Raw genomic sequence first — 19991 nt, forward strand, 5'->3', positions numbered from 1 at the left:
GCCAGAAAGCAGTTTATCTCTGGCAAGATCACCGCTTTAAGCAAACGCAAAACAGACTGAGTACATAGCTAAATGAAAGCTACTGATATCAGCAATCCAGAATACTTTCATAAAGTAGTCGATTGCCAGTATGCGTGTCCTGCGCACACTCCCGTTCCTGAATATATTCGTTTAATTGGCCAGCGTCGTTATAGCGATGCCTACATGGTTAACTGGGAATCCAATGTATTTCCAGGCGTCCTCGGACGTACCTGTGACCGCCCTTGCGAGCCCGCGTGTCGACGTGGTCGAGTAGACGAAGAGCCAGTGGCTATTTGTCGTTTGAAGCGAGTCGCGGCCGATTACAAGGACGATGCCAATATCGATGCCAGAATGCCGGTCATTCCAGCTAAGAAAAACGGCAAACGAGTAGCTTTGATTGGCGCCGGGCCAGCCTCACTCACTGTCGCTCGCGACCTGATGCCGCTTGGTTACGAGATTGATCTATACGATGAAAACGCCAAAGGTGGCGGTTTTATGCGTAGCCAAATCCCATCGTTCCGACTACCAGAAAAAGTACTCGACCAAGAGGTTGACTACGTTTTGGACATGGGCGTAACAAAAATATTCAATACCCGTGTTGAGAGTCTGCGTGAAATTCTAGACAAACAATACGACGCAGTGTTTGTCGGCACTGGGGCACCGAAAGGTAAAGACCTACGCATCCCTGGCCGCGAAGAAGCCGATGCCAGTGTCCATATTGGTATCAACTGGCTCGAAAGCGTAGCATTCGAACACCAAGACAGCATTGGCAAAAAAGTCATTATCGTCGGCGGTGGTAATACCGCTATGGATTGCTGCCGAACGGCCAAACGTATCGGTGGTGAAGAAGTCACCGTCACGGTACGCTCGACCTACGAAGCGATGAAAGCCTCGCCATGGGAGAAAGACGATACGCTGGCCGAAGGTATTCCAATTTTAGCTAACCACAGCCCGCGCGAGTTTATTGTTGAAGACGGCAAACTAGTCGCCATGACATTCAACGTGGTGGAATCAAGTTACGACGAAAACGGCAAGCGCACGATTAAAGAAACCGGTGAAATTGTTACCGTTGAGTGCACAGACGCGATTATGGCAATCGGCCAAGACAACGCCTTCCCATGGATTGAGCGTGACATTGGTGTTGAGTTTGGTGACTGGGACATGCCGGTCGTTAACAAGCAAACATTTCAGTCGACCAACGAAAAAGTGTTCTTTGGTGGTGACGCTGCCTTTGGTCCGGAAAATATTATTACTGCTGTGGCCCATGGTCACCAAGCAGCGATTTCAATCGACTTGTTTCTAAACGGCGAGTCAGTTCGTGATGCACGACCAGCGCCCGGAACAAATTTAGTTAGCACTAAAATGGGTATCCATGAATGGGCATACGACAGTCAAGTGATTGACGATGACCGTCAAGCTTCAGCCCACCTTCCAGTAGATCAAGCCTTGGCTAGCCGTAAGATTGAGTCCGAACTTGGTTTCTCACCAGAAGTGGCCTTCACCGAAGCAGAACGCTGTTTGAACTGCGACGTGCAAACTGTTTTCGTAGAAGAAAAATGTATTGAGTGTGACGCGTGTACCGACATCTGTCCGACCAATTGCATTACCTTTACGCCGAATGCCGAAGAAGGTGGCTTGCGCGCAAAACTAACCGCTCCCAGTTTAAATAAAGAACAAGATCTCTACGTCTCCGAAGACCTGCCAACTGGCCGAGTCATGGTCAAAGACGAAGATGTCTGCCTGCATTGCGGTTTATGTGCCGAACGCTGCCCTACATCCGCATGGGACATGCAGAAGTATCTTTATACCGTCACTAAAGCTGGTAATGAACCCGCACCGATTCTCGTCGAACAAACCAAGGGGCGTTCGAAACAGGAGCAAGCCGCATGAGCCCGTTAAACAAGCCACCGGTTATGGAACCCGTGGTGAATGATTTTGTCGTCAAGTTCGCCAACGTGAATGGCTCCGGTTCAGCCAGTGCCAATAGCATGTTTGCCAAAGCTATTTTTCGAATGGGTATTCCGGTGAGTCCGCGCAATATCTTTCCGTCAAATATCCAAGGTGCGCCAACTTGGTACGAGGTTCGAATTTCCGAGCAAGGCTACTTAGGTCGACGCGGTGGCCAAGTCGAACTAATGGTTTCGGTCAATCCACAAAGCATGGCCGACGACGTAAATAGTGTCTGCCCTGGTGGTTACTTCTTTTACGACAACACCTATCCGCTGGATTTCAAATTAATCCGCGACGACATCCACTATATTGGCTTACCGCTAACCGAGATTACTAACAATGCGTTTAGTAATCCTCGTTTGCAACAATTGTTCAAAAACATTATCTATGTGGGCTCACTCGCCTATTTGATCGGCATCGAATTCGAAGCCTTAGAGAGCATCGTTAACGATACGTTCAAACGTAAACCAAAACTGATTCCACCGAACATAGAAGCGCTGCAACTCGGTTTTGACGAAGCCAAGAAAGTTTATGACAACCCACTTCCGCTGCAATTAAAACGCAGTCACAAAAATGACGGTAAAGTCTTACTAGAAGGCAATGCAGCATGTGGCTTAGGTGCGGTTTACGGCGGTGCGACGGTCTGTGCTTGGTATCCAATCACGCCATCAACGTCGGTTGCCGAAGGGTTTGAAAAATACGCTAAGCGATTTCGTATTGACCCTGAAACCGGTAAAAACAATTTTGCCATCGTGCAAGCCGAAGATGAATTATCGGCTATCGGCATGGTTATTGGTGCCAACTGGAACGGTGCGAGATCGTTTACTGCCACCAGTGGACCGGGCGTATCGTTGATGCAAGAATTTTTGGGTCTAGCCTATTTCGCTGAGATTCCTGCGGTGTTAATCGATGTGCAACGCACTGGCCCATCGACCGGCATGCCGACCCGCACTCAACAGTCCGACATATTGATATCGGCGTATGCCTCACATGGCGACACCAAACAGGTTCTGCTATTTCCAGCCACTCCCAAAGAGTGCTTTGAACTCACCGCAGACGCCTTTGATATCGCCGAACGATTACAGACTCCAGTGATTATGCTGACTGATCTAGATCTCGGCATGAACGAACATATATGCGACAACCTTGTGTGGGACGACACAAGATCCTACGACCGAGGCAAGCTCGTGTCCGCTGAAGATCTCGACAATATGGGACGTTTTGGTCGATACCTCGACGTCGATGGTGACGGTATTCCTTACCGCACGGTGGCCGGAACCCACCCTGAAAAAGGCGCTTATTTTACCCGCGGTACATCACGCGATGAATACGCGGTGTACACCGAAAAAGGAGAAGAGTATCAGCGCAACATGGAACGCTTAGAAGTTAAGTGGGCCACTGCACCGCAGTATCTTCCCAAGCCGATCGAAACCTTACGTGACGACTCTAATTCAGTTGGTGTAATTCATTTCGGCACCAGCAATGAAGCGACTCGAGAGGCGTTAGAAACACTCACAGCTGATGGCCATGCGGCTAACGACTTACGTGTACTCGCATTCCCATTCCACGCCGAAGTGCTTGAATTCATTGAACGTCACGACAAAATTTTTGTGGTTGAGCAAAACCGTGATGCGCAATTCAAATCGTTATTAGTAAACGAACTCGAAATACATCCAAAATCGCTGACCTCAGTGCTGCACTATAACGGCGACCCGATCAGCGCACGCGTGGTGCGCTCGGTCATCGAATCACATTTAGAAACCTCGAGCAGCCAACCCTCTGTGGCCGCGAACGACGCGCAACAATAGGACGCGACCATGAGCTTTTTCAAACCTACTTTCCGACATCCAGAAGCCCCCAAAAATAGCCTTGGTTTAACCTCGCGTGCATACGAAGGTGGCATCTCCACGCTCTGTGCAGGCTGCGGCCACGACTCAATTAGCGCGGCAATTATTCAAGCCGTGTGGGGACTCAATATTGAGCCGCACCGAGTCGCCAAAATGTCCGGCATTGGATGCTCGTCAAAGTCACCAAACTATTTTCTGAATAAAGCCCACGGCTTTAACTCAGTGCACGGGCGTATGCCGTCGGTAACTACCGGTGCAAACGTCGCCAACCGTGAGTTACTGTACATCGGCGTATCCGGTGATGGTGACACTGCATCGATCGGCATGGGGCAATTTGCTCATGTCATTCGCCGCAACCTAAATATGAGCTACATTGTTGAGAACAATGGCTGCTACGGATTAACCAAGGGTCAAGATTCAGCGACTGCTGACGAAGGCTCCAAAAGCAAAAAAGGCACCATCAACCCGTTTGAGGCCATCGACTTAGTTGCCTTAGCGCTAGAGCTCGGCGCCACCTTTGTGGCTCGCAGCTTTTCTGGAGATAAACAACAGTTAGTGCCTCTGCTGAAAGCCGCCATGTCCCACAAAGGCTTTGCCTTAATCGATGTGATATCGCCCTGCGTAACGTTCAATAATCACGCCGGTTCAACCAAAAGCTATGATTACACGCGAGAGCATGTGCAAGCCGGTGCCGTGGTTGATTTCGTGCCACACGCTCAAGAAATAACGCTGGACCAAATCAAGGGTTCCACGCAGCAAGTGGAACTCCACAACGGTGATTCGGTACGCTTGAGTAAATTAGATGACGACTATGACCCAACTAACCGTCAACACGCCATCCAAGTGCTTCATGAACATAAAGCCAACGATAAATTACTCACTGGACTGATTTATCTTGAACCTGAGTCGGAGAATTTTCACGAGATGCTAAATGTTCCGGATACACCGCTGAACAAACTAGAGCAATCGGTGCTGTGTCCTGGCGCATCAATACTTGATGAGATCAACGAAGGCTTAAGATAAATCCTTTTGGAACATTAAGAAGCTAAAAAGGAGCCAAATAGGCTCCTTTTTTTGTGGCTGAGGGCTCTTTTGTGGCTGAGGGCAAATAAAGCATTTTCATACTCCTCAACAAATTGGACGAAAGTCGACTTTGTAGCTTTGCATGTCTTTGTTACTGTGGTTACCTTCACTGGGATTAAACGCTATTCAACTTTAAGCCCTCCCCCGCTAGATAAACGCCAAGCGCGCTAACAAGGAGCCTCATGATGAATCAACGTTTGAAGTTAAACCTAATACTACTACTTAGTGTGTTGTCCCTTACGACGAGCCAAGCCGAACAGCCCCCGGCTAATACCGCGGACTCCGCCACAGACTCCGCTTCGTCCACCATCACGCCTGAGCTAGCACCAAAAACGACTGCAGAACTGGCTGCTGCGCCACATTCAATTGTTGTCTTGGGCGACTCGGTTGCGGCTGGAGAAGGCATAAATTATGGCTATCGCTATGACAATACTAGTCTATTGGGGGCACGCTGGATTGGTGGTACTGACGCCCCCATCTGGCAACCTCCCTATCCACTGTGCCATGATTCCGCACAGGCTTATGGCAATGTAATTGCCAATGACTTAGGCGCAAATCTCGCAAAATTCGCATGTACTGGCGCTACTTACCAGAACGGGCTAGTCGGTCAACGAGAATATAATGGCAAGATCTACCGTCCAGCCGAGTTCGGCACGCCCAGCCAGCTAAACCCAGACTACAAACAAGCAGCTCCTGACACAGTAATTATTACATTTGGTGCCGATGATGTGAATTTTGTTGATATCGTCACATTCTGTGCGACCGGCTATACCTTGGCGGACGCCGAAGAGGTTGAGCGTATTTTTAACAGTGTCGACGTATCAGCGACCATTAAAGCGAAGTTCACAGAAAAGTACCCAGACCAAGCAACATATGTAAAACATAAACAAGCAAAGCTCGACACCGGATCACTATTTTCGTCTTACTGTACTGCAAAAAATCCAGGCAAACCAATTCAAGAGTATTTTTGGAAATTAGTGAATAATGGCACCTTAAGAAAGCACTATCTAGATATGGTCTCAGCCATCCAAACGGCCGGAAAACAGGCGGGGAAAGTCCCGAATATAATCTTCACCACCTATCACAACCCCTTGCCTACGGCATCTGAATCAATCGATTGTCATGATTTATTAGACCTTGATCGCGCCGAAGTCGATTACTTGAACACGCTAGAAGCCACACTCGACCGTGTTATAAAAGACACACTCACCGGAATTCCTGGCGTGCAAGTTGCCGATATTTCGCAAGTGATGGATGGCCACCGTTGGTGCAGTGACGACCCTTGGACCTACGGCTTAAGTGTGCTGTGGCTTAATCGTGACAGCCAAGCACCGTTTCATCCGACACCGGCCGGTCAACGCGCCATCGCCGACATTGTAAAGGGGTTTATCAAATAGGCTGTAAACACAGAGCTATTATTCGCACGTGCCCTATTTAGCAATAGCACGTGCTGCATTGACTCATTTTACAAACTCTGTGACTTTTTCAAGGCTCTCGATTTCCATTTCAATATCATCAAGTTTGCTGCGTATGGCTAGCTGTGCATCTGACAATCCTCGATTGTAGTAATAGCCACCGACATTCAACGAAAAGAAGTCGATCAAGAATTCGGCATCGAACTGACCTATATCTTGGTTAAGTTCGGCCGCAAAATATTGTTTAACTTTGGCTACGAGGATTTCTTTTTCTTGACTACTAAATTCTACTGGCTTCATGTCGATTAACTCTGAAATTTGTACTTAAGATTTATGTCGCTATTAGATTTCACTACAAACTTGCCACTCGGTGGTTTTAACCTTGCCAATTATAAACCTTTGAGTGTGTACTATTATCTTGCTGACATTTCTATTAGGCTAAAATTTAAGCGAATAAAAAGTCTGTGTCTCACAAACCAGCTTTATTGCCGCAGAACCGCTACACTACGCGTTTATTACGATCTACGACCGCACCATCATGAACCAGTATGCTTTTTCATCACTAGAGCTAAACCCCGCTTTGGTGAGCAACCTTGAGTCTTTGGAGTTTAATTCCATGACCGCCATCCAAGCCTTGAGTCTGCCATTCATTCTGGTCGGCCAAGACGTGATTGCACAGGGCCAAACTGGCTCCGGCAAAACCGCCGCATTTGGACTCGGTTTGCTTAACAAAATAGACGTATCACAGTTCGCCGTTCAAGCCTTGGTATTGTGCCCTACGCGCGAACTTGCCGAGCAGGTGTCAGGCGAAATTCGTCGTCTGGGTCGGAGCATCCCGAATGTTAAATTACTAACGCTTTACGGTGGCACGCCGATCAAAGCGCAAACCGAATCTTTGGCTAAGGGCGTGCATATTGTGGTGGGCACACCGGGTCGTATCGAAGATCACTTGAACAAAGGCAGCCTACCGTTAGAAGCGCTCAACACCTTGGTGCTCGATGAAGCCGATCGTATGTTAGATATGGGTTTCCAAAAAACCTTGGATGCGATTATCGAACTGATTCCGCGCAAACGCCAGACCTTACTGTTCAGCGCCACCTTCCCGCCTGAAATTGAATCTATCGCAAAGCGTATTACTACTGACGCCGAGTTTCTTAAAGTAGCACCAACCCAAGATACCGTACGGATCGACGAGACACTTTACAAAGTCGCCAATGAGAAAGAACGCATTGAAGCACTACAGCGCTTACTTATGCCGTTGGAAAATCAACCCACGGTGGTTTTTTGCAATACACGGGCTGACACTCAAAGCGTCGCAGGCTCACTCAAGAGTCGCGGTTTTAGTGCCTCGGCCTTACACGGCGACATGGAGCAAAAAGATCGCGACCAAACATTGCTACGCTTCGCCAATGGCAGCATCAACGTGTTGGTAGCCACCGATGTCGCTGCGCGCGGCTTAGACATTGAGTCATTGGATGTGGTGATTAACTACCACCTACCTAAAGAGTTAGATGTCTACACTCACCGTATTGGACGCACCGGTCGAGCGGGGGCTAAAGGTTATTCTTATTCGCTATTTCAAGCGTCTGAAGAATTCCGAGTAAGCAAATTGGAAGGTGTTCTGGGGCGATCACTGAGCATCGGTGAATTGCCGCCTATGGCGGTTCTGTCGCAATCTCCTGCCCGCCCCAAGATGTCGACGCTGCGAATCGAAGGCGGAAAGAAACAGAAGCTTCGCCCGGGCGACTTAGTCGGCGCATTAACCAAAGGCGAAGACATTGCTGGGACCCAACTCGGCAAGATCCAGATTATGGATAACTGGGCCTACATTGCGGTGGAACGAGATGTGGCTAAGCTTGCGCTGCGCAAACTGAGTGATGGCAAAATTAAGGGCAAGTCGTTTCGTTGCCGCCTAGTTTAAGCGAGCTCACTATGCAATGTGTTTACGAAGCATCGTCCGGCATTGAAGCCCACATGATTAAGAACTTGTTGGGCCAAGACGGTATCTCAGCCGAAGTACTTGGCGAGCACTTACAAGGTGGTATTGGCGATTTACAAGCCATTGGAATGGTGCGAGTAATTGTTAGCGAAAACGATCTCCCTGAAGCGCAAGCGCTCATTAATGAGTGGGAATCTATGCAGCTACCGGTCGACCCAAACGAGCAAGAAACTCTGCGTAAACCAAGCGGGCGGCTTAGCTTTTTTATCTTCGGCTTTGTACTGGGAATGCTCGCCATGTTAATGCTGGTTGGCGCTTCCAGACTATAAAGAAGCTATAAAGCCTCCAGAAAAAGAGCACATTAGGGACTCGGCTGACAACTTATTACATCAGTACTTGAGCCACTAAAATCGAGTTGCGAATCTATGCTGGCAATTTCACACCACTATTTGTTATACTATTACATTACACCCGAATCATAATAGTTGCCAGCATGCTTAAATCCACATCGTTAGACAAACTTGCCATTTTCCTGTCAGGCATCTGTCTCGTGCACTGCTTGGTCGCGCCAATTCTAATCACCTTGCTACCAATCGTGTCACTCAGTGTTACGGTTGAAGAAGTATTATTTCACCAACTACTGCTTTGGCTAGTGATTCCGACCAGTGTGGTGGGACTCTTTCTTGGATGTCGTAAACACCGTCGCTGGTCAATTGTAATAACCGGCGGCGCTGGCATGGCCATTCTTATTGCGGTCGCCACGTTTGGTCACAGCTGGTTCGGGCTTACCGGCGAGAAATGGGTAACAACCTTGGGCGGCTTAGTGCTAGCATGCTCTCATTTCCTCAACTACCGAGCTTGCCAGTCAATCACCTGCGCATCGTCACGCTGCGAAACACAGCATCACCACTGATTGAGTGGCGTTGTACTCGGTCAACCGAGCTAACTTTCGTCACCAATAGTCCCTCGAATTGCTCGCGCCCTACAGAGGCGCTATAGTCACAACTTAACGTTGATGGCTGTTATCGGCTAATGGCGCTGATAGCTAAATAGCAGTGGCCGCACAGATGTCACTAGCAACTCGCAAAATGTGAACGGGTTGATCTAGACCCTGCGTTACTATGCCCAACACAAAGCTCTAACGATTAGTCATGCTTAAAGCTGACGCCCAAATTGAATTTCGAGGAACACCCTATGAATAAGTACTTGATTGCTCTGTCCATTGCTATCTTTTCAATCGGTGCTAAAGCCGAAAGCAAGGTCACGCTAGTCAGCAATGCGACAGTCTACACAGTGGATTCTGAGCAACCGACGGCGGATGCATTCGCCTATCAGAATGGCAAGTTTATCGCGGTTGGCAAACACGCCGACTTGCGTAATGCCTACCCAGATGCAATGCCGCTTGATTTAGACGGCGCCACCGTGGTTCCTGGCATTATTGATGCCCACGGTCACTTACTCGGCTTAGGCCAAAGCTTAATGTTTGCAGACTTAATGGGCACCAATAATAAGGCTGAAATAATTGCCTTATTACAAGCACGTGCAAAAGACTTGGTAGATGGCCAATGGCTATTAGGTCGCGGCTGGGACCAAAATGATTGGCCAGTTAAAGAGCTTCCAACCGCCGCCGATCTTGATGCAGCGTTTCCAGATCGCCCAGTATGGTTGGAGCGTGTCGATGGTCACGCGAACTGGGGCAACAGCAAAGCCATGTCGTTTGCCAACAAAGATCTCAGTGGTGACTGGCAACCCGAAGGGGGCGAAATAGTACGGAACGCTAAGGGCCAAGCAAGTGGTGTATTTGTCGATAACGCCGTCGCTCTTATCCAGCAGCAAGTACCTGCGGCTACCGAAGCAGAACTAACCGAAGCGTTAACACTCGCCATGCAAAAAACCGCCAGTGTGGGCTTAACCGCCATGCACGATGCCGGCACTTCATTGCAAGTATGGAAGCTCCTCGAATCCCTTAATCAGCAAGACAAATTAACCGTACGTGTTTATGCCATGGCCGATGGCGCTAACGAGATGTTGAGCTACCTTTGTGATAACGGTGCCAGCATTGACCCAGCGGCTCGCTTAACCGCGCGCGCCGTTAAACTTTACAGCGATGGTGCGTTAGGGTCTCGTGGCGCTGCGCTACTTAGTGATTACAGCGATGACCCCAGCAATATGGGGCTATTAATTGAAAGTGAAGACACACTCAAAAAGCACGCTACCCGCGCAGAGGCTTGCGGCTTGCAGGTTAATATCCACGCAATTGGCGACCGCGGCAATCGCGTTACTTTAAACGTGCTCGAAGCGTCTAACACTAAAGATAACCCCGGCCGCCACCGTATAGAACACTCACAAATCGTTGAAGCAACGGACTTCAAGCGTTTCAAAGAGCTAGGTTTAATCGCTTCAGTGCAGCCTACACACGCAACCAGCGACATGTATTGGGCGGAAGACCGTGTTGGCCCACAGCGCATTCAAGGTGCTTATGCTTGGCAAACATTTATTGAGGCCGGTGTTCCATTGGCCTTGGGTTCTGATTTTCCGGTTGAACGCGCCGCCCCATTACCCGGCTTTTATGCCGCGGTTGCGCGACAAGATGCCAAAGGCTGGCCAGAGAAAGGTTGGTACGCAGATCAAGCGTTAACCCGTGAACAAGCACTACATGGGTTCACCTTAGGTGCAGCCTATGCCGCATTCCAAGAAGATCAGCTTGGCTCAATTGAAGTCGGTAAGCGGGCTGACTTTGTAGTGCTGTCAAAAGATATCATGCAGATACCCGTCGCTGAAATTTTAGACACTAAGATTCTCGGTACTTACATCGACGGCACTGCAGTGTTTCAAGCACAACCATAGCGCGTCGACTAAAAAGAGTACTGGACAGGCTCATTTGGATATGTGTACACTATTCAAATGAGCACAAAAAACACATCTCACGGAGGAGCTCGAAGCGGCGCAGGAAGGCCTAAAGGGTCTGGCAAATATAAAGAGCCGACCAAGGCTATTCGCGTGCCCGAAAGTAGCGTTAGCTATATTAAAGAGTTCTTGGAAGGATACCCAGACGTAGTTGAGATTGGCTCGTCAGTCCGCGATTCATCGGACAATGTGCATCGACTCGAGATTCCCTTATATAGCTCCAGTGTAGCCGCTGGTATACCGTCTCCCGCTGAAGACCATATCGAAGACACATTAGATTTAAATGACTATATGGTGCGACGCCCCGACAGTACGTTTATGTTGCGGGTTGAAGGCGAGTCAATGAAAAACGCCGGCATTTTGCCAAACGACATACTGATAGTTGATCGGTCACTTAAAGCGGAACACAACAAAATTGTGATCGCAGCGGTCGACGGCGAACTCACCGTTAAGCGCTTATATCACCGTGGCGGATTGGTTCGTTTATTACCAGAAAATCCGGCCTACCCTGATATCGAATTAGAGTCAGAGTCAGACCTCGTTATCTGGGGCGTGGTGATTGGCAGCTTTCGCCGATTCCAATCCTTTTAACCGCCGACTATTTAATAATTAATGCATACGATGGAACGAATAGATTACCTCACCGCGCAAGAATACCTTGCTCGAACCATGCGTCGAGTGTGTGAAACTGAACAAGCAATCACCATTGATGGTGCCGGCAAGGACCAAGTCGTGATGCTGCCAGTAGCGCAGTATGAATTAATCCGCCAATGCTTAGTCAACTCCTCATTGTCTGATGCCGATAGCAACGTAGCTAAAGATAGCGCGAAACTGGTCGAGTAAACACCGCGCACTTAACACACTAAGCAGTAACTAGTCCTTCCTGAAAATTTGCTGTATAAGTTTGTAGCTACCCGCCAGGCTCACCTCATCGACGTAATACTGTGACTCAAAAACCAACCAGTAGCTCCAACCGTATTAGCCCATTTCGCATGCTTGCCGCGGCTAATCTAATCACCCTATTATTACTGCCGACACACACGCAGGCTCAACAACTTCCCCCAATGTTGTATCAGTTATTGTTGAGTGATGAGTCGACTTCCCCCAACGATAGCACTAGGTTCGGGGCGCTACCACTTAACTCAAGCGCACGCCCAACTCGTGATTGGATCAACGCGTTTAATAGTGCGACACCCATACCACTGAATGAACCGTTACAAGATGCAATTGATAGCTGTTCGGGGATGCTGCCTTGTGTGATTTTGATTGATCAACTCAATCTGAGCGAAACAATTTACATCAATAAATCCAGCGTTAAATTGCTTGGTAAGGCTGGCAACAAAATAACCTACAACGGTACCGACAGCATTTTTCTTATCGAAAGCAATACATCTAATATTATTCTTGAAGGTCTTGAGATCGACGGCCGCATTAACAATATTCCGGCCGAACGAAACCCCGACATCTATGCCATTAACCTGTACGGAAACAACATTAGTCAAATCCTCATAAAGGACAACTATATTCACCACTTAGATGGCAAGCAAAACGCACATGGCATCGCTGCACTCGGCACTGGCGCAACAGAACAATCAGCGATTTCTAATTTAATCATCGAGTCCAATCGACTGGAAGATCTTCGTACAGGATCAAGCGAGTCGATAGTCGTTAACGGCAATGTTTCCCATTGGGAGATCATCGATAATGATGTTAGTCGAGTTAACAACATCGCGATCGATGCCATCGGAGGTGAAGGTACATCGCCAACTCAAACAGTGAATGGTCGAATTGTACCAGGCGAGCTTGATGTCGCTCGTTTTGGCTTTATCGAAAATAATCGTATCACCAGTATGAGCACACTCGATAATCCAGCCTACGGCAGCAAACACTCTTATGCCGCCGGTATTTACCTAGACGGAGCGCAAAACGTATTGGTAACCAACAACACAGTGTCCGACACGCCGTGGGCGATTGAGGTGGGAGCTGAAAACTGTGTTGAAACCGCCAATATTAGCGTCATTAACAACCAAACTAGCGAGAGCCGATTTGGCGACCTACTCATAGGCGGTTACGCAATCGGCGGGTTTGTTGATAATTTATCAATTAACTGCGACCCCAATACAAGTGAAGACTCAGATGAGGGACATGGCTATGTTCGCTACACTACGGTCAAAGCCAACAATTTCGATAGCTCAGACACACTGGAAGACACAATCGAATTATCTAACCGCATCCGCAATACAATTATTATCGCACCAAACATCAACCCGATTAACACCGACGGCATTGCAACCGGCGATCAAAACTCGATTCGAGTCAGCGAATAAGACGAGCTTACCCCATTAAAATAGCCCTCAGGTTGAGGCTCATTGCGGTAACTGGCGATTTATCAATTAACTAGAGTAGCCTAGAGCGACACTCGCCTTTACCCGACTCAGCAACCACAAAAAGACGCGTAGGAAAGTAAGCACGTGCGTGGCTAATTATTAGGAATGCGCCAGTTTAAGGCCAACAATACCAATAAGAATAAATCCCAAACTAAGGATTTTCAGTATGTCAGCGGGCTCGTTGAACAAAATTATCCCAAGCGTTGCGGTGCCAATAGCACCGATGCCAACCCACACAGCATAAGCTGTACCAACAGGTAACGCTCTCATTGCGATACCAAGCAATAAAACACTCGAAACTAGCGCAAACACGGTCCCGACTGTTGGCCAAAATTTGCTAAAGCCCTCGGTATACTTCAACCCAATTGCCCACCCAACCTCAAGCAGCCCCGCCACGGAAAGAATGAACCAGCTCATAAAACACCTCTCAATTATAGAGGTCGTCCCCTGGTAAATTTGAGAGGTGAGGTCGTCCTCACTTCTGAATGGCTAACGCCTTAATAAATGGCACGATTTAAGCGAGTTCAGTCGAATAAGACCCTGCTTAAGTTAGTCCATTCTTGGTCCACCATAATGCCCCCAAATATATAAAGAAAGACACACACGCCCATGTGATCGCCATACTTAATTCAGAGTGACAACTCAAATGTCCCTACGCAACTAAATTTGGGGGCACACTGTTCTACTATGAAAACCATATAGCCTTGATATAGCGCGTTCGGTAAACCCCTCTGCGTCTGGATGAGCATATGCACACCCGCTAAACCAAAGCCAGATAATGATTAGATAACGATTAGATAATGACTAGGTAATGCAGTTTATCTAAGGTTTTTGTCATGTGCTTTTTAACCCTACATTCTAACTCGCAGTATGAACTTGAATTGAGGAAACAATGTCGACATTCCCAGCAAGAAGAGCACACTTCGACAACTTGCTATACACCACCACTTGCCAAAAAAGTTAAGACACTAACCACTAGAAAGGCGACCCACGACAAATGCTTGCCCTTAGTGAAATATGCTGAAAACAATGCACTTAGCAAGAAAACAAGGCTTACAACATTGAGCATAAATAAATATGTGAATTCACTACCGATGAGTAACGCAGCAAAACCAAACCACGCTATTGACGTGATGTGCCAACAAAACCTTAACGTGCCTTTGGTAAATTCATCACTGCCAAACAAATGGGGAATGCTGTGACTACGAAAAAGGCGCATTAGGATATATCTCTCACCTAAATATGAATGAGTGACACCACATAAAATTAAAATAGCTGACGCAATCAAAAGCATCGAAAACCTCTTTGTGTATAGGGAAGTGTTTTGCCGTGTTATCAGTCATTCAAAGCTTCAGCATGGCTTAACGTATTAGTATAACCTTTAGATGGCATACAGCTTTTGTAGCTCACATAACTCTCATTGTGCCAAGTTTTTTTTCAGTTTGTCGTTACAGTATCGGCTACCACCTCTCTCGCTTACTCCATGCCTCAAGGGGTTAGTTAAAACAATGTAAATGTTGTCGAAAAAGGCCTAAGCAGCTGTCACCGGCCAAGCTCATCACGAAGAAATTTTCCGGCCTTTAAAAACGACTTCACCTGCGCTATTACCTCGGGGTTATGCATTAAAAAAGGGTGTGACACCGGCACAACAATATGATCCGACATGCCATCTACTTTGGTACGCTCGACTGAGACCTTGCCGTCGTCTGGATTGGGAAGCATCTGCGATAAAATCGGATTGATAGTTGCGCTGCCGGCGATGACACCAACCGGATAAGCAACAGGCCCCAAGGAATTGGGTACGCTGTCATCATCGGTACCGAGTTGCATGCCAGCAGGTCCATTTATTAACTTGAAGCCCGGAACATTCTTTAAGGTATCGACAACTTCGCTGCCTTGATTAGGCGGACCAAGCATGACCACCCGACCAAGCGTCTCAGGTTTAGTCATACTCAAATACTTGCGTAATACAATGCCGCCAAGAGAATGAGTGACAAAATTCACAGGAGCTGCGTTTTCACACTCCGACACCGCTTTAGCAACATGAGTGGTGGCAATTTCATCGATATTTTCACTCGTTGAAGGGTAGCCATAGTTAACCACTAAGTACCCCTCCTTGCTAAGCTCAGCACTCATTTTATCCATCGAATGCTCGGTACGTGCCATTCCGTGTAACAACACGACACACTCCTGCGCAACGCTGGTAAGACTCCATGAGTAAAACAGAATTAGCACCAATATTTTGTTCACGGCCCCTCCATCTGTGGTTCGCCTACACTACTGTCAGCAGCTTACAGAAGTCGCTCACCGCGACTCTGCGTGTGTTGCAACAAAGTGACATTTGCCAGCTTGTATATGCTCGTTAGATAGCTTGTCATTCTTCTAGTACTTTATACCAACGACTGCATTCTCGATACCGATAACCAGCATGATGCAGCTTATGCCATGAACCATGCTTAAACAATGCGGGTATCAGTCCATCGAGGTCGCTCGCCAAATTTAACTTACCGTATAGAAACCTAAACAGCAGCCCCGACGGATTATCATTTGCTGATTTTTTTAGATCGCGTTGTTGATGGTCAAATTGAACATTCGAGTCCGCAATTCAAGATGCTGCGATTGGCTTTAGTTATCTAATACCGCTTAGCACCCAGTAAATCTAGCATAATAAATAGGTACTTTAACGTTTAGTAGTTCGCAATATTGCGCACCAACTGCGCTATTTTTTGTGCGGCATCGCTCGGCTCCTGTTCTAAACCAGATACCACACCGAGTTGATTTCGCGGCGGCTGATTTTGACTTAATTTCCACTTGCCGCTGAAGCTGAGGCTTGATAATTCAACACCAACAATGGCCGGTAACAGTTTATCTATATAAGCTCGTGGTGCATCGTCCAGTGACCACGGCTCGGCTCGCCCCGCCTCATGCTCTAAGGTTAGCTCGCGCAACATCGATTCATTCCATTGTGCGTCATGAATGAAACGTATTAAACCAGAGACATGTACCGCCACATAATTCCATGTGGGCACCGCACGACCGTTTTCGCGTTTAGTTGGATAATAACTCGGTGACACATAGCAGTTGGGCCCACTGAATACGGCTAATGCCTCGGAACCGTCTGACAGAGATTGCCAGACAGGATTAACCTTGGCGATATGACCTTGCAGCACCGGTGCACCACTCACCTCACGATAAATCAAGGGAATGTGATTAACCTCCAAACCACTCGCCGAAGTCACTATTAGACTAGCAAAAGGGTACTGCTTTACCACATTCAGGAGTTGCTCCTGATTCTGTTGCTGAAAGACTTTTGGAATGTGCATCGTGAAACTTGCTCTATTGTGCGGTTAATTAAAATGCTGAATGTTAGACCAGACTATAACCGAGCACGAAACACAGAATCGACAGCAAATTACTAGTTTTACACGGCCATTAAACGAGCAGCCATGCACCCATACCCAGAAAGCTCAGAAATCCTACGATGTCGGTCACGGTGGTTAACACCACGGATCCCGATAATGCGGGGTCGAGATCCAATTTTTCCAATATCACTGGAATCAATAAGCCAGAAAACGCTGCAGCAACGAGGTTAATCAATATAGAACATCCAATGACGATTCCTAACATTGGATTTGAGAACCACCAAAAAGCGACCAAGCCAACAATTATTGCCCAAGTACAGCCGTTCAAGGCTGCCACACCCAACTCTTTGATTAACAGTGGTCGTATATTGCTATCACTAATCCGTTCCAGTGCTAGTCCTCGAATAACAATAGTCAGCGTTTGACTGCCAGCGATTCCGCCCATGCTGGCGACCACTGGCATTAACACGGCCAAGGCGACAACTTCTTGTAGAACATCTTCAAATTGGCCAATGACGAATGAGGCTAAAAAGGCCGTGAGTAAATTAATGCCTAACCACACCGCTCGACGTTTAGATGACGAAAACACTGGCGCAAATAAATCATCCTCTTCATCCAGACCAGCCATACTCATAAACTGATGGTCAGCTTCGTCTTGCATAAACGAAATAGCATCATCTGCCGTGACGCGACCTAGTAAGGTGCCCGACTCATCAACTACCGGCGCCGAAATAAAGTGTTTACGACGAAACAGCATGGTTAAATCGCTTAGCGGCATGGCTGGATTTAACACAGTGGTACTATCAATAAACGGCAGCTCTTTGAGTTGTGTTCCTTCGTCTGCCTCCAGAATGCTGGCCAGCGCAACCGCTCCGCGATATTTTTTATCATGCCCCACAATAAACACTTGGTCAGTATACGAAGCCAGCCCATTAACTCGAATGTAACGCAACACCTGCGCAACAGAACGGTTGGCGGACAACGTGATAACGTCGCGTTTTAACCATCGGCCGACCACGTCATCATTGTAATCGAGTGACGCCTCTACTGACGCTTTCTCCGCGTCAGAGAGACTGTCGATAATCTCCTTCGCCAGCTCGACATCCACCAAGTCGATGACATCCGCAACATCGCTGGGCTCCATGTTCTCGGCCAGCAACACCACTTCGTCAATCGGCGTGCTTTCAAGCAGCGCTACTTTTATCTCGTCGTGTAAATACGGTAACGCGTCGCTACGCTCCTTTTGCGATAGCGCCAACCAAGCTGCCGCCCGCTCGGTCAATGGCTGGCTTTCTAGAAAGTGCGCAAGCTCGGTCGCGCTTGAGCCTATCTCGACGGTTGGTTCGTTATCTAAACTCATGGTCTCGGCGTGTTAATCACAATGGGCATTAATGTCAGTGTCGTGACTCGGTTAATTCAACATGAAAAAACCGAGCAACATAGGGTCAAGCGATTTGCTGATCGCGAGATAATACTACAGGGTTAAAACAGAGCTGATTTAACTCGTATCGTTTTAAATCTCACCGCGCAAGAGGTAGCAAGTCAGTCTTGCGACTGCGGATCGTCTTCCTGGTATGACTCGCTACTGTCAGAGCCACTATCAATGCCGCTATCAATGGCACCATCATCGCCGTTACCTACTTGGTCATTATCAGTCAAGTCTGCGTCGCTGATAAACTCATCATCGACAGTATTCCGATCCATCCGAGTATCCGCTTCGACACCCATATTGACGTTATAATCAGACACACAGTTTGCAATATAAGCAGGAGCATCTTCGGGCAATAACCCTTGAGCAGCCTCTGTGCACAGACGTCGAGCCTCCTGGTTTTGCGCGCTGGCAAGTAGTGGTAACAAACAAAGCGCAAGGGTTACAACAACAGCGTGTGTGAGGTTGTATATTTTGTAGATCGACTGCATTTACACTCTCCTATCAAAGGTTGAAAGCCCCCAAAACCACCTCTATTCTGACCAGCTCCACTTCATTGCGTCAAGCCACAACATTGACAAATTGAACGATGAAATGAACATAAAACAGTCTTTCGTTCTACCCATTGATCTGGGTAGTTTCTGATGACAGTAAGGTTTCCGACATCGACTGAATATTGTCGGCGATATCCCCTTCCTCTTCACTAAAGTAGGCTATGTGAAACATTGCATCACCCTCTTGCACCAATGGAATGTTCTGCTTACCAATAATAATCCCAGTTTTACTGGCTACTACCTCGCCAAAGGTTTCGCCTAACGGACTTCCGATTTGCGCAAGCACATCGCCCTTATGTACATGGTCGCCCAAGTTACGTCGACTGGTGCTCAACCCACTGTGACTAGCGCGCACCCATGAACTGGTGTTCGCTACATACGGCGTATATTTAGACTTTTGTGGCTTAGATCGAGTCATGCCGAGTTTTGCTAAAACACGCTGAATACCACGGACACCGGCACGAATCGACAATTCGTCGTAGCGCAAAGCTTGGCCAGCTTCATACAATAGAATTTTTGTGCCTTGCTCTAAGGCTGACTGACGCAACGAGCCATCACGTAAATTGGCATTCAACAGCACCGGCACACCGAAAGCCTCCGCTAGCTCTAAGGTCTCAGCATCTTTTAGATTGGCGCGAATTTGAGGCAAGTTTGAGCGATGGATCGCACCAGTGTGTAAATCAATACCGTACTGACAATGCTTGACGATTTCCGTCATCAGCTTATGCGCCACGATGCCGGCCAATGAGCCCTTCGACGAGCCTGGAAAACAGCGATTAAGGTCACGCCGATCAGGCATATAACGGCTTTGGCTCAACACGCCGTACACGTTCACCATCGGCACCAAAATCAAAGTTCCACGGCTCAACTTGAAACTTTTCATGCGAATCAATCGACGAATAATCTCAATGCCGTTAAGTTCATCACCATGAACTGCTGCCGATACAAACATAGTTGGGCCATCTTTACGACTGCGAATAACATGGATCGGCATACTGATGTCAGTATCGGTATACAAACGTACCACCGGCAGCTCAATTTGGCAGGTCGTACCTGGCGCTATTTCCTGACCACCTATTACCAGCTTATCCACCGGT

General features: G+C 47.8%; 19 protein-coding genes. 11 read left to right on the forward strand and 8 right to left on the reverse strand.

Annotation, left to right across the window (positions count from 1 at the left end; all coding sequences use genetic code 11):
• The first annotated feature begins 72 nt into the window (after positions 1 to 72).
• From DFR28_RS00560 to DFR28_RS00575, 4 genes are all read left to right on the forward strand, one after another.
• Positions 73 to 1911, forward strand: coding sequence for an FAD-dependent oxidoreductase (locus DFR28_RS00560; RefSeq protein ID WP_113952359.1), 1839 nt, complete (start codon positions 73 to 75; stop codon positions 1909 to 1911).
• Positions 1908 to 3779 carry a 2-oxoacid:acceptor oxidoreductase subunit alpha gene (locus tag DFR28_RS00565; RefSeq protein WP_211316796.1) on the forward strand — a complete coding sequence of 624 codons (1872 nt, stop codon included), beginning with the start codon at positions 1908 to 1910 and terminating at the stop codon, positions 3777 to 3779. The genes DFR28_RS00560 and DFR28_RS00565 overlap by 4 nt, the downstream gene beginning before the upstream one ends.
• Before the next feature lie 9 nt (positions 3780 to 3788).
• On the forward strand, positions 3789 to 4841 hold the full coding sequence (locus DFR28_RS00570; protein ID WP_113952360.1) for a 2-oxoacid:ferredoxin oxidoreductase subunit beta: 1053 nt from the start codon (positions 3789 to 3791) through the stop codon (positions 4839 to 4841).
• Between the two features lie 245 nt (positions 4842 to 5086).
• On the forward strand, positions 5087 to 6298 hold the full coding sequence (locus DFR28_RS00575; protein ID WP_170131916.1) for an SGNH/GDSL hydrolase family protein: 1212 nt from the start codon (positions 5087 to 5089) through the stop codon (positions 6296 to 6298).
• Between the two features lie 63 nt (positions 6299 to 6361).
• Here DFR28_RS00575 and DFR28_RS00580 read toward each other — a convergent pair whose 3' ends face one another.
• Positions 6362 to 6616, reverse strand: a complete 255-nt coding sequence (locus tag DFR28_RS00580) for a DUF2164 domain-containing protein (protein WP_113952362.1) — start codon at positions 6614 to 6616, stop codon at positions 6362 to 6364.
• 238 nt (positions 6617 to 6854) lie between these two features.
• Here DFR28_RS00580 and dbpA point away from each other — a divergent pair, with 238 nt between their 5' ends.
• From dbpA to DFR28_RS00615, 7 genes are all read left to right on the forward strand, one after another.
• The gene (dbpA, locus tag DFR28_RS00585; RefSeq protein ID WP_113952363.1) at positions 6855 to 8237 is read left to right on the forward strand and encodes an ATP-dependent RNA helicase DbpA; all 1383 of its coding nucleotides are present in this window, start codon (positions 6855 to 6857) and stop codon (positions 8235 to 8237) included.
• An 11-nt stretch (positions 8238 to 8248) separates the two neighbouring features.
• Positions 8249 to 8584, forward strand: a complete 336-nt coding sequence (locus tag DFR28_RS00590) for a putative signal transducing protein (RefSeq protein WP_113952364.1) — start codon at positions 8249 to 8251, stop codon at positions 8582 to 8584.
• Between the two features lie 164 nt (positions 8585 to 8748).
• Positions 8749 to 9168, forward strand: coding sequence for a MerC domain-containing protein (locus DFR28_RS00595; protein ID WP_113952365.1), 420 nt, complete (start codon positions 8749 to 8751; stop codon positions 9166 to 9168).
• A 281-nt stretch (positions 9169 to 9449) separates the two neighbouring features.
• The gene (locus DFR28_RS00600) at positions 9450 to 11102 is read left to right on the forward strand and encodes an amidohydrolase (protein ID WP_113952366.1); all 1653 of its coding nucleotides are present in this window, start codon (positions 9450 to 9452) and stop codon (positions 11100 to 11102) included.
• Positions 11103 to 11159: 57 nt separating this feature from the next.
• Entirely contained in the window at positions 11160 to 11753 is a 594-nt protein-coding gene (locus tag DFR28_RS00605) for a LexA family protein (protein WP_113952367.1), read from the forward strand.
• Between the two features lie 30 nt (positions 11754 to 11783).
• On the forward strand, positions 11784 to 12005 hold the full coding sequence (locus DFR28_RS00610; protein ID WP_113952368.1) for a hypothetical protein: 222 nt from the start codon (positions 11784 to 11786) through the stop codon (positions 12003 to 12005).
• Between the two features lie 101 nt (positions 12006 to 12106).
• The gene (locus tag DFR28_RS00615) at positions 12107 to 13489 is read left to right on the forward strand and encodes a right-handed parallel beta-helix repeat-containing protein (RefSeq protein WP_147250885.1); all 1383 of its coding nucleotides are present in this window, start codon (positions 12107 to 12109) and stop codon (positions 13487 to 13489) included.
• 159 nt (positions 13490 to 13648) lie between these two features.
• Here the strand turns inward: DFR28_RS00615 and sugE are convergent, their stop codons facing one another.
• The 7 genes from sugE to DFR28_RS00650 form a co-directional block, all read right to left on the reverse strand.
• Positions 13649 to 13966 (reverse strand): quaternary ammonium compound efflux SMR transporter SugE, encoded by a 318-nt coding sequence (gene sugE, locus DFR28_RS00620; protein WP_113952370.1) that lies wholly within the window; start codon positions 13964 to 13966, stop codon positions 13649 to 13651.
• Positions 13967 to 14483: 517 nt separating this feature from the next.
• Complete coding sequence (locus tag DFR28_RS00625) at positions 14484 to 14768, reverse strand: hypothetical protein (protein ID WP_211316797.1); 285 nt, start codon at positions 14766 to 14768, stop codon at positions 14484 to 14486.
• Positions 14769 to 15091: 323 nt separating this feature from the next.
• A complete protein-coding gene (locus DFR28_RS00630; RefSeq protein ID WP_425455465.1) occupies positions 15092 to 15715 on the reverse strand; it encodes an esterase/lipase family protein in 624 nt (207 codons plus the stop codon).
• A 521-nt stretch (positions 15716 to 16236) separates the two neighbouring features.
• Positions 16237 to 16872, reverse strand: coding sequence for an FMN-binding negative transcriptional regulator (locus tag DFR28_RS00635; RefSeq protein ID WP_113952372.1), 636 nt, complete (start codon positions 16870 to 16872; stop codon positions 16237 to 16239).
• Positions 16873 to 16981: 109 nt separating this feature from the next.
• Entirely contained in the window at positions 16982 to 18271 is a 1290-nt protein-coding gene (gene mgtE, locus DFR28_RS00640) for a magnesium transporter (protein WP_113952373.1), read from the reverse strand.
• A gap of 182 nt (positions 18272 to 18453) precedes the next feature.
• Positions 18454 to 18831, reverse strand: coding sequence for a hypothetical protein (locus DFR28_RS00645; protein ID WP_113952374.1), 378 nt, complete (start codon positions 18829 to 18831; stop codon positions 18454 to 18456).
• 127 nt (positions 18832 to 18958) lie between these two features.
• Entirely contained in the window at positions 18959 to 19987 is a 1029-nt protein-coding gene (locus DFR28_RS00650; RefSeq protein ID WP_211316798.1) for a succinylglutamate desuccinylase/aspartoacylase family protein, read from the reverse strand.
• Positions 19988 to 19991: the final 4 nt, after the last annotated feature.

This window comes from Arenicella xantha (genome assembly GCF_003315245.1).
Lineage (GTDB): Bacteria > Pseudomonadota > Gammaproteobacteria > Arenicellales > Arenicellaceae > Arenicella > Arenicella xantha.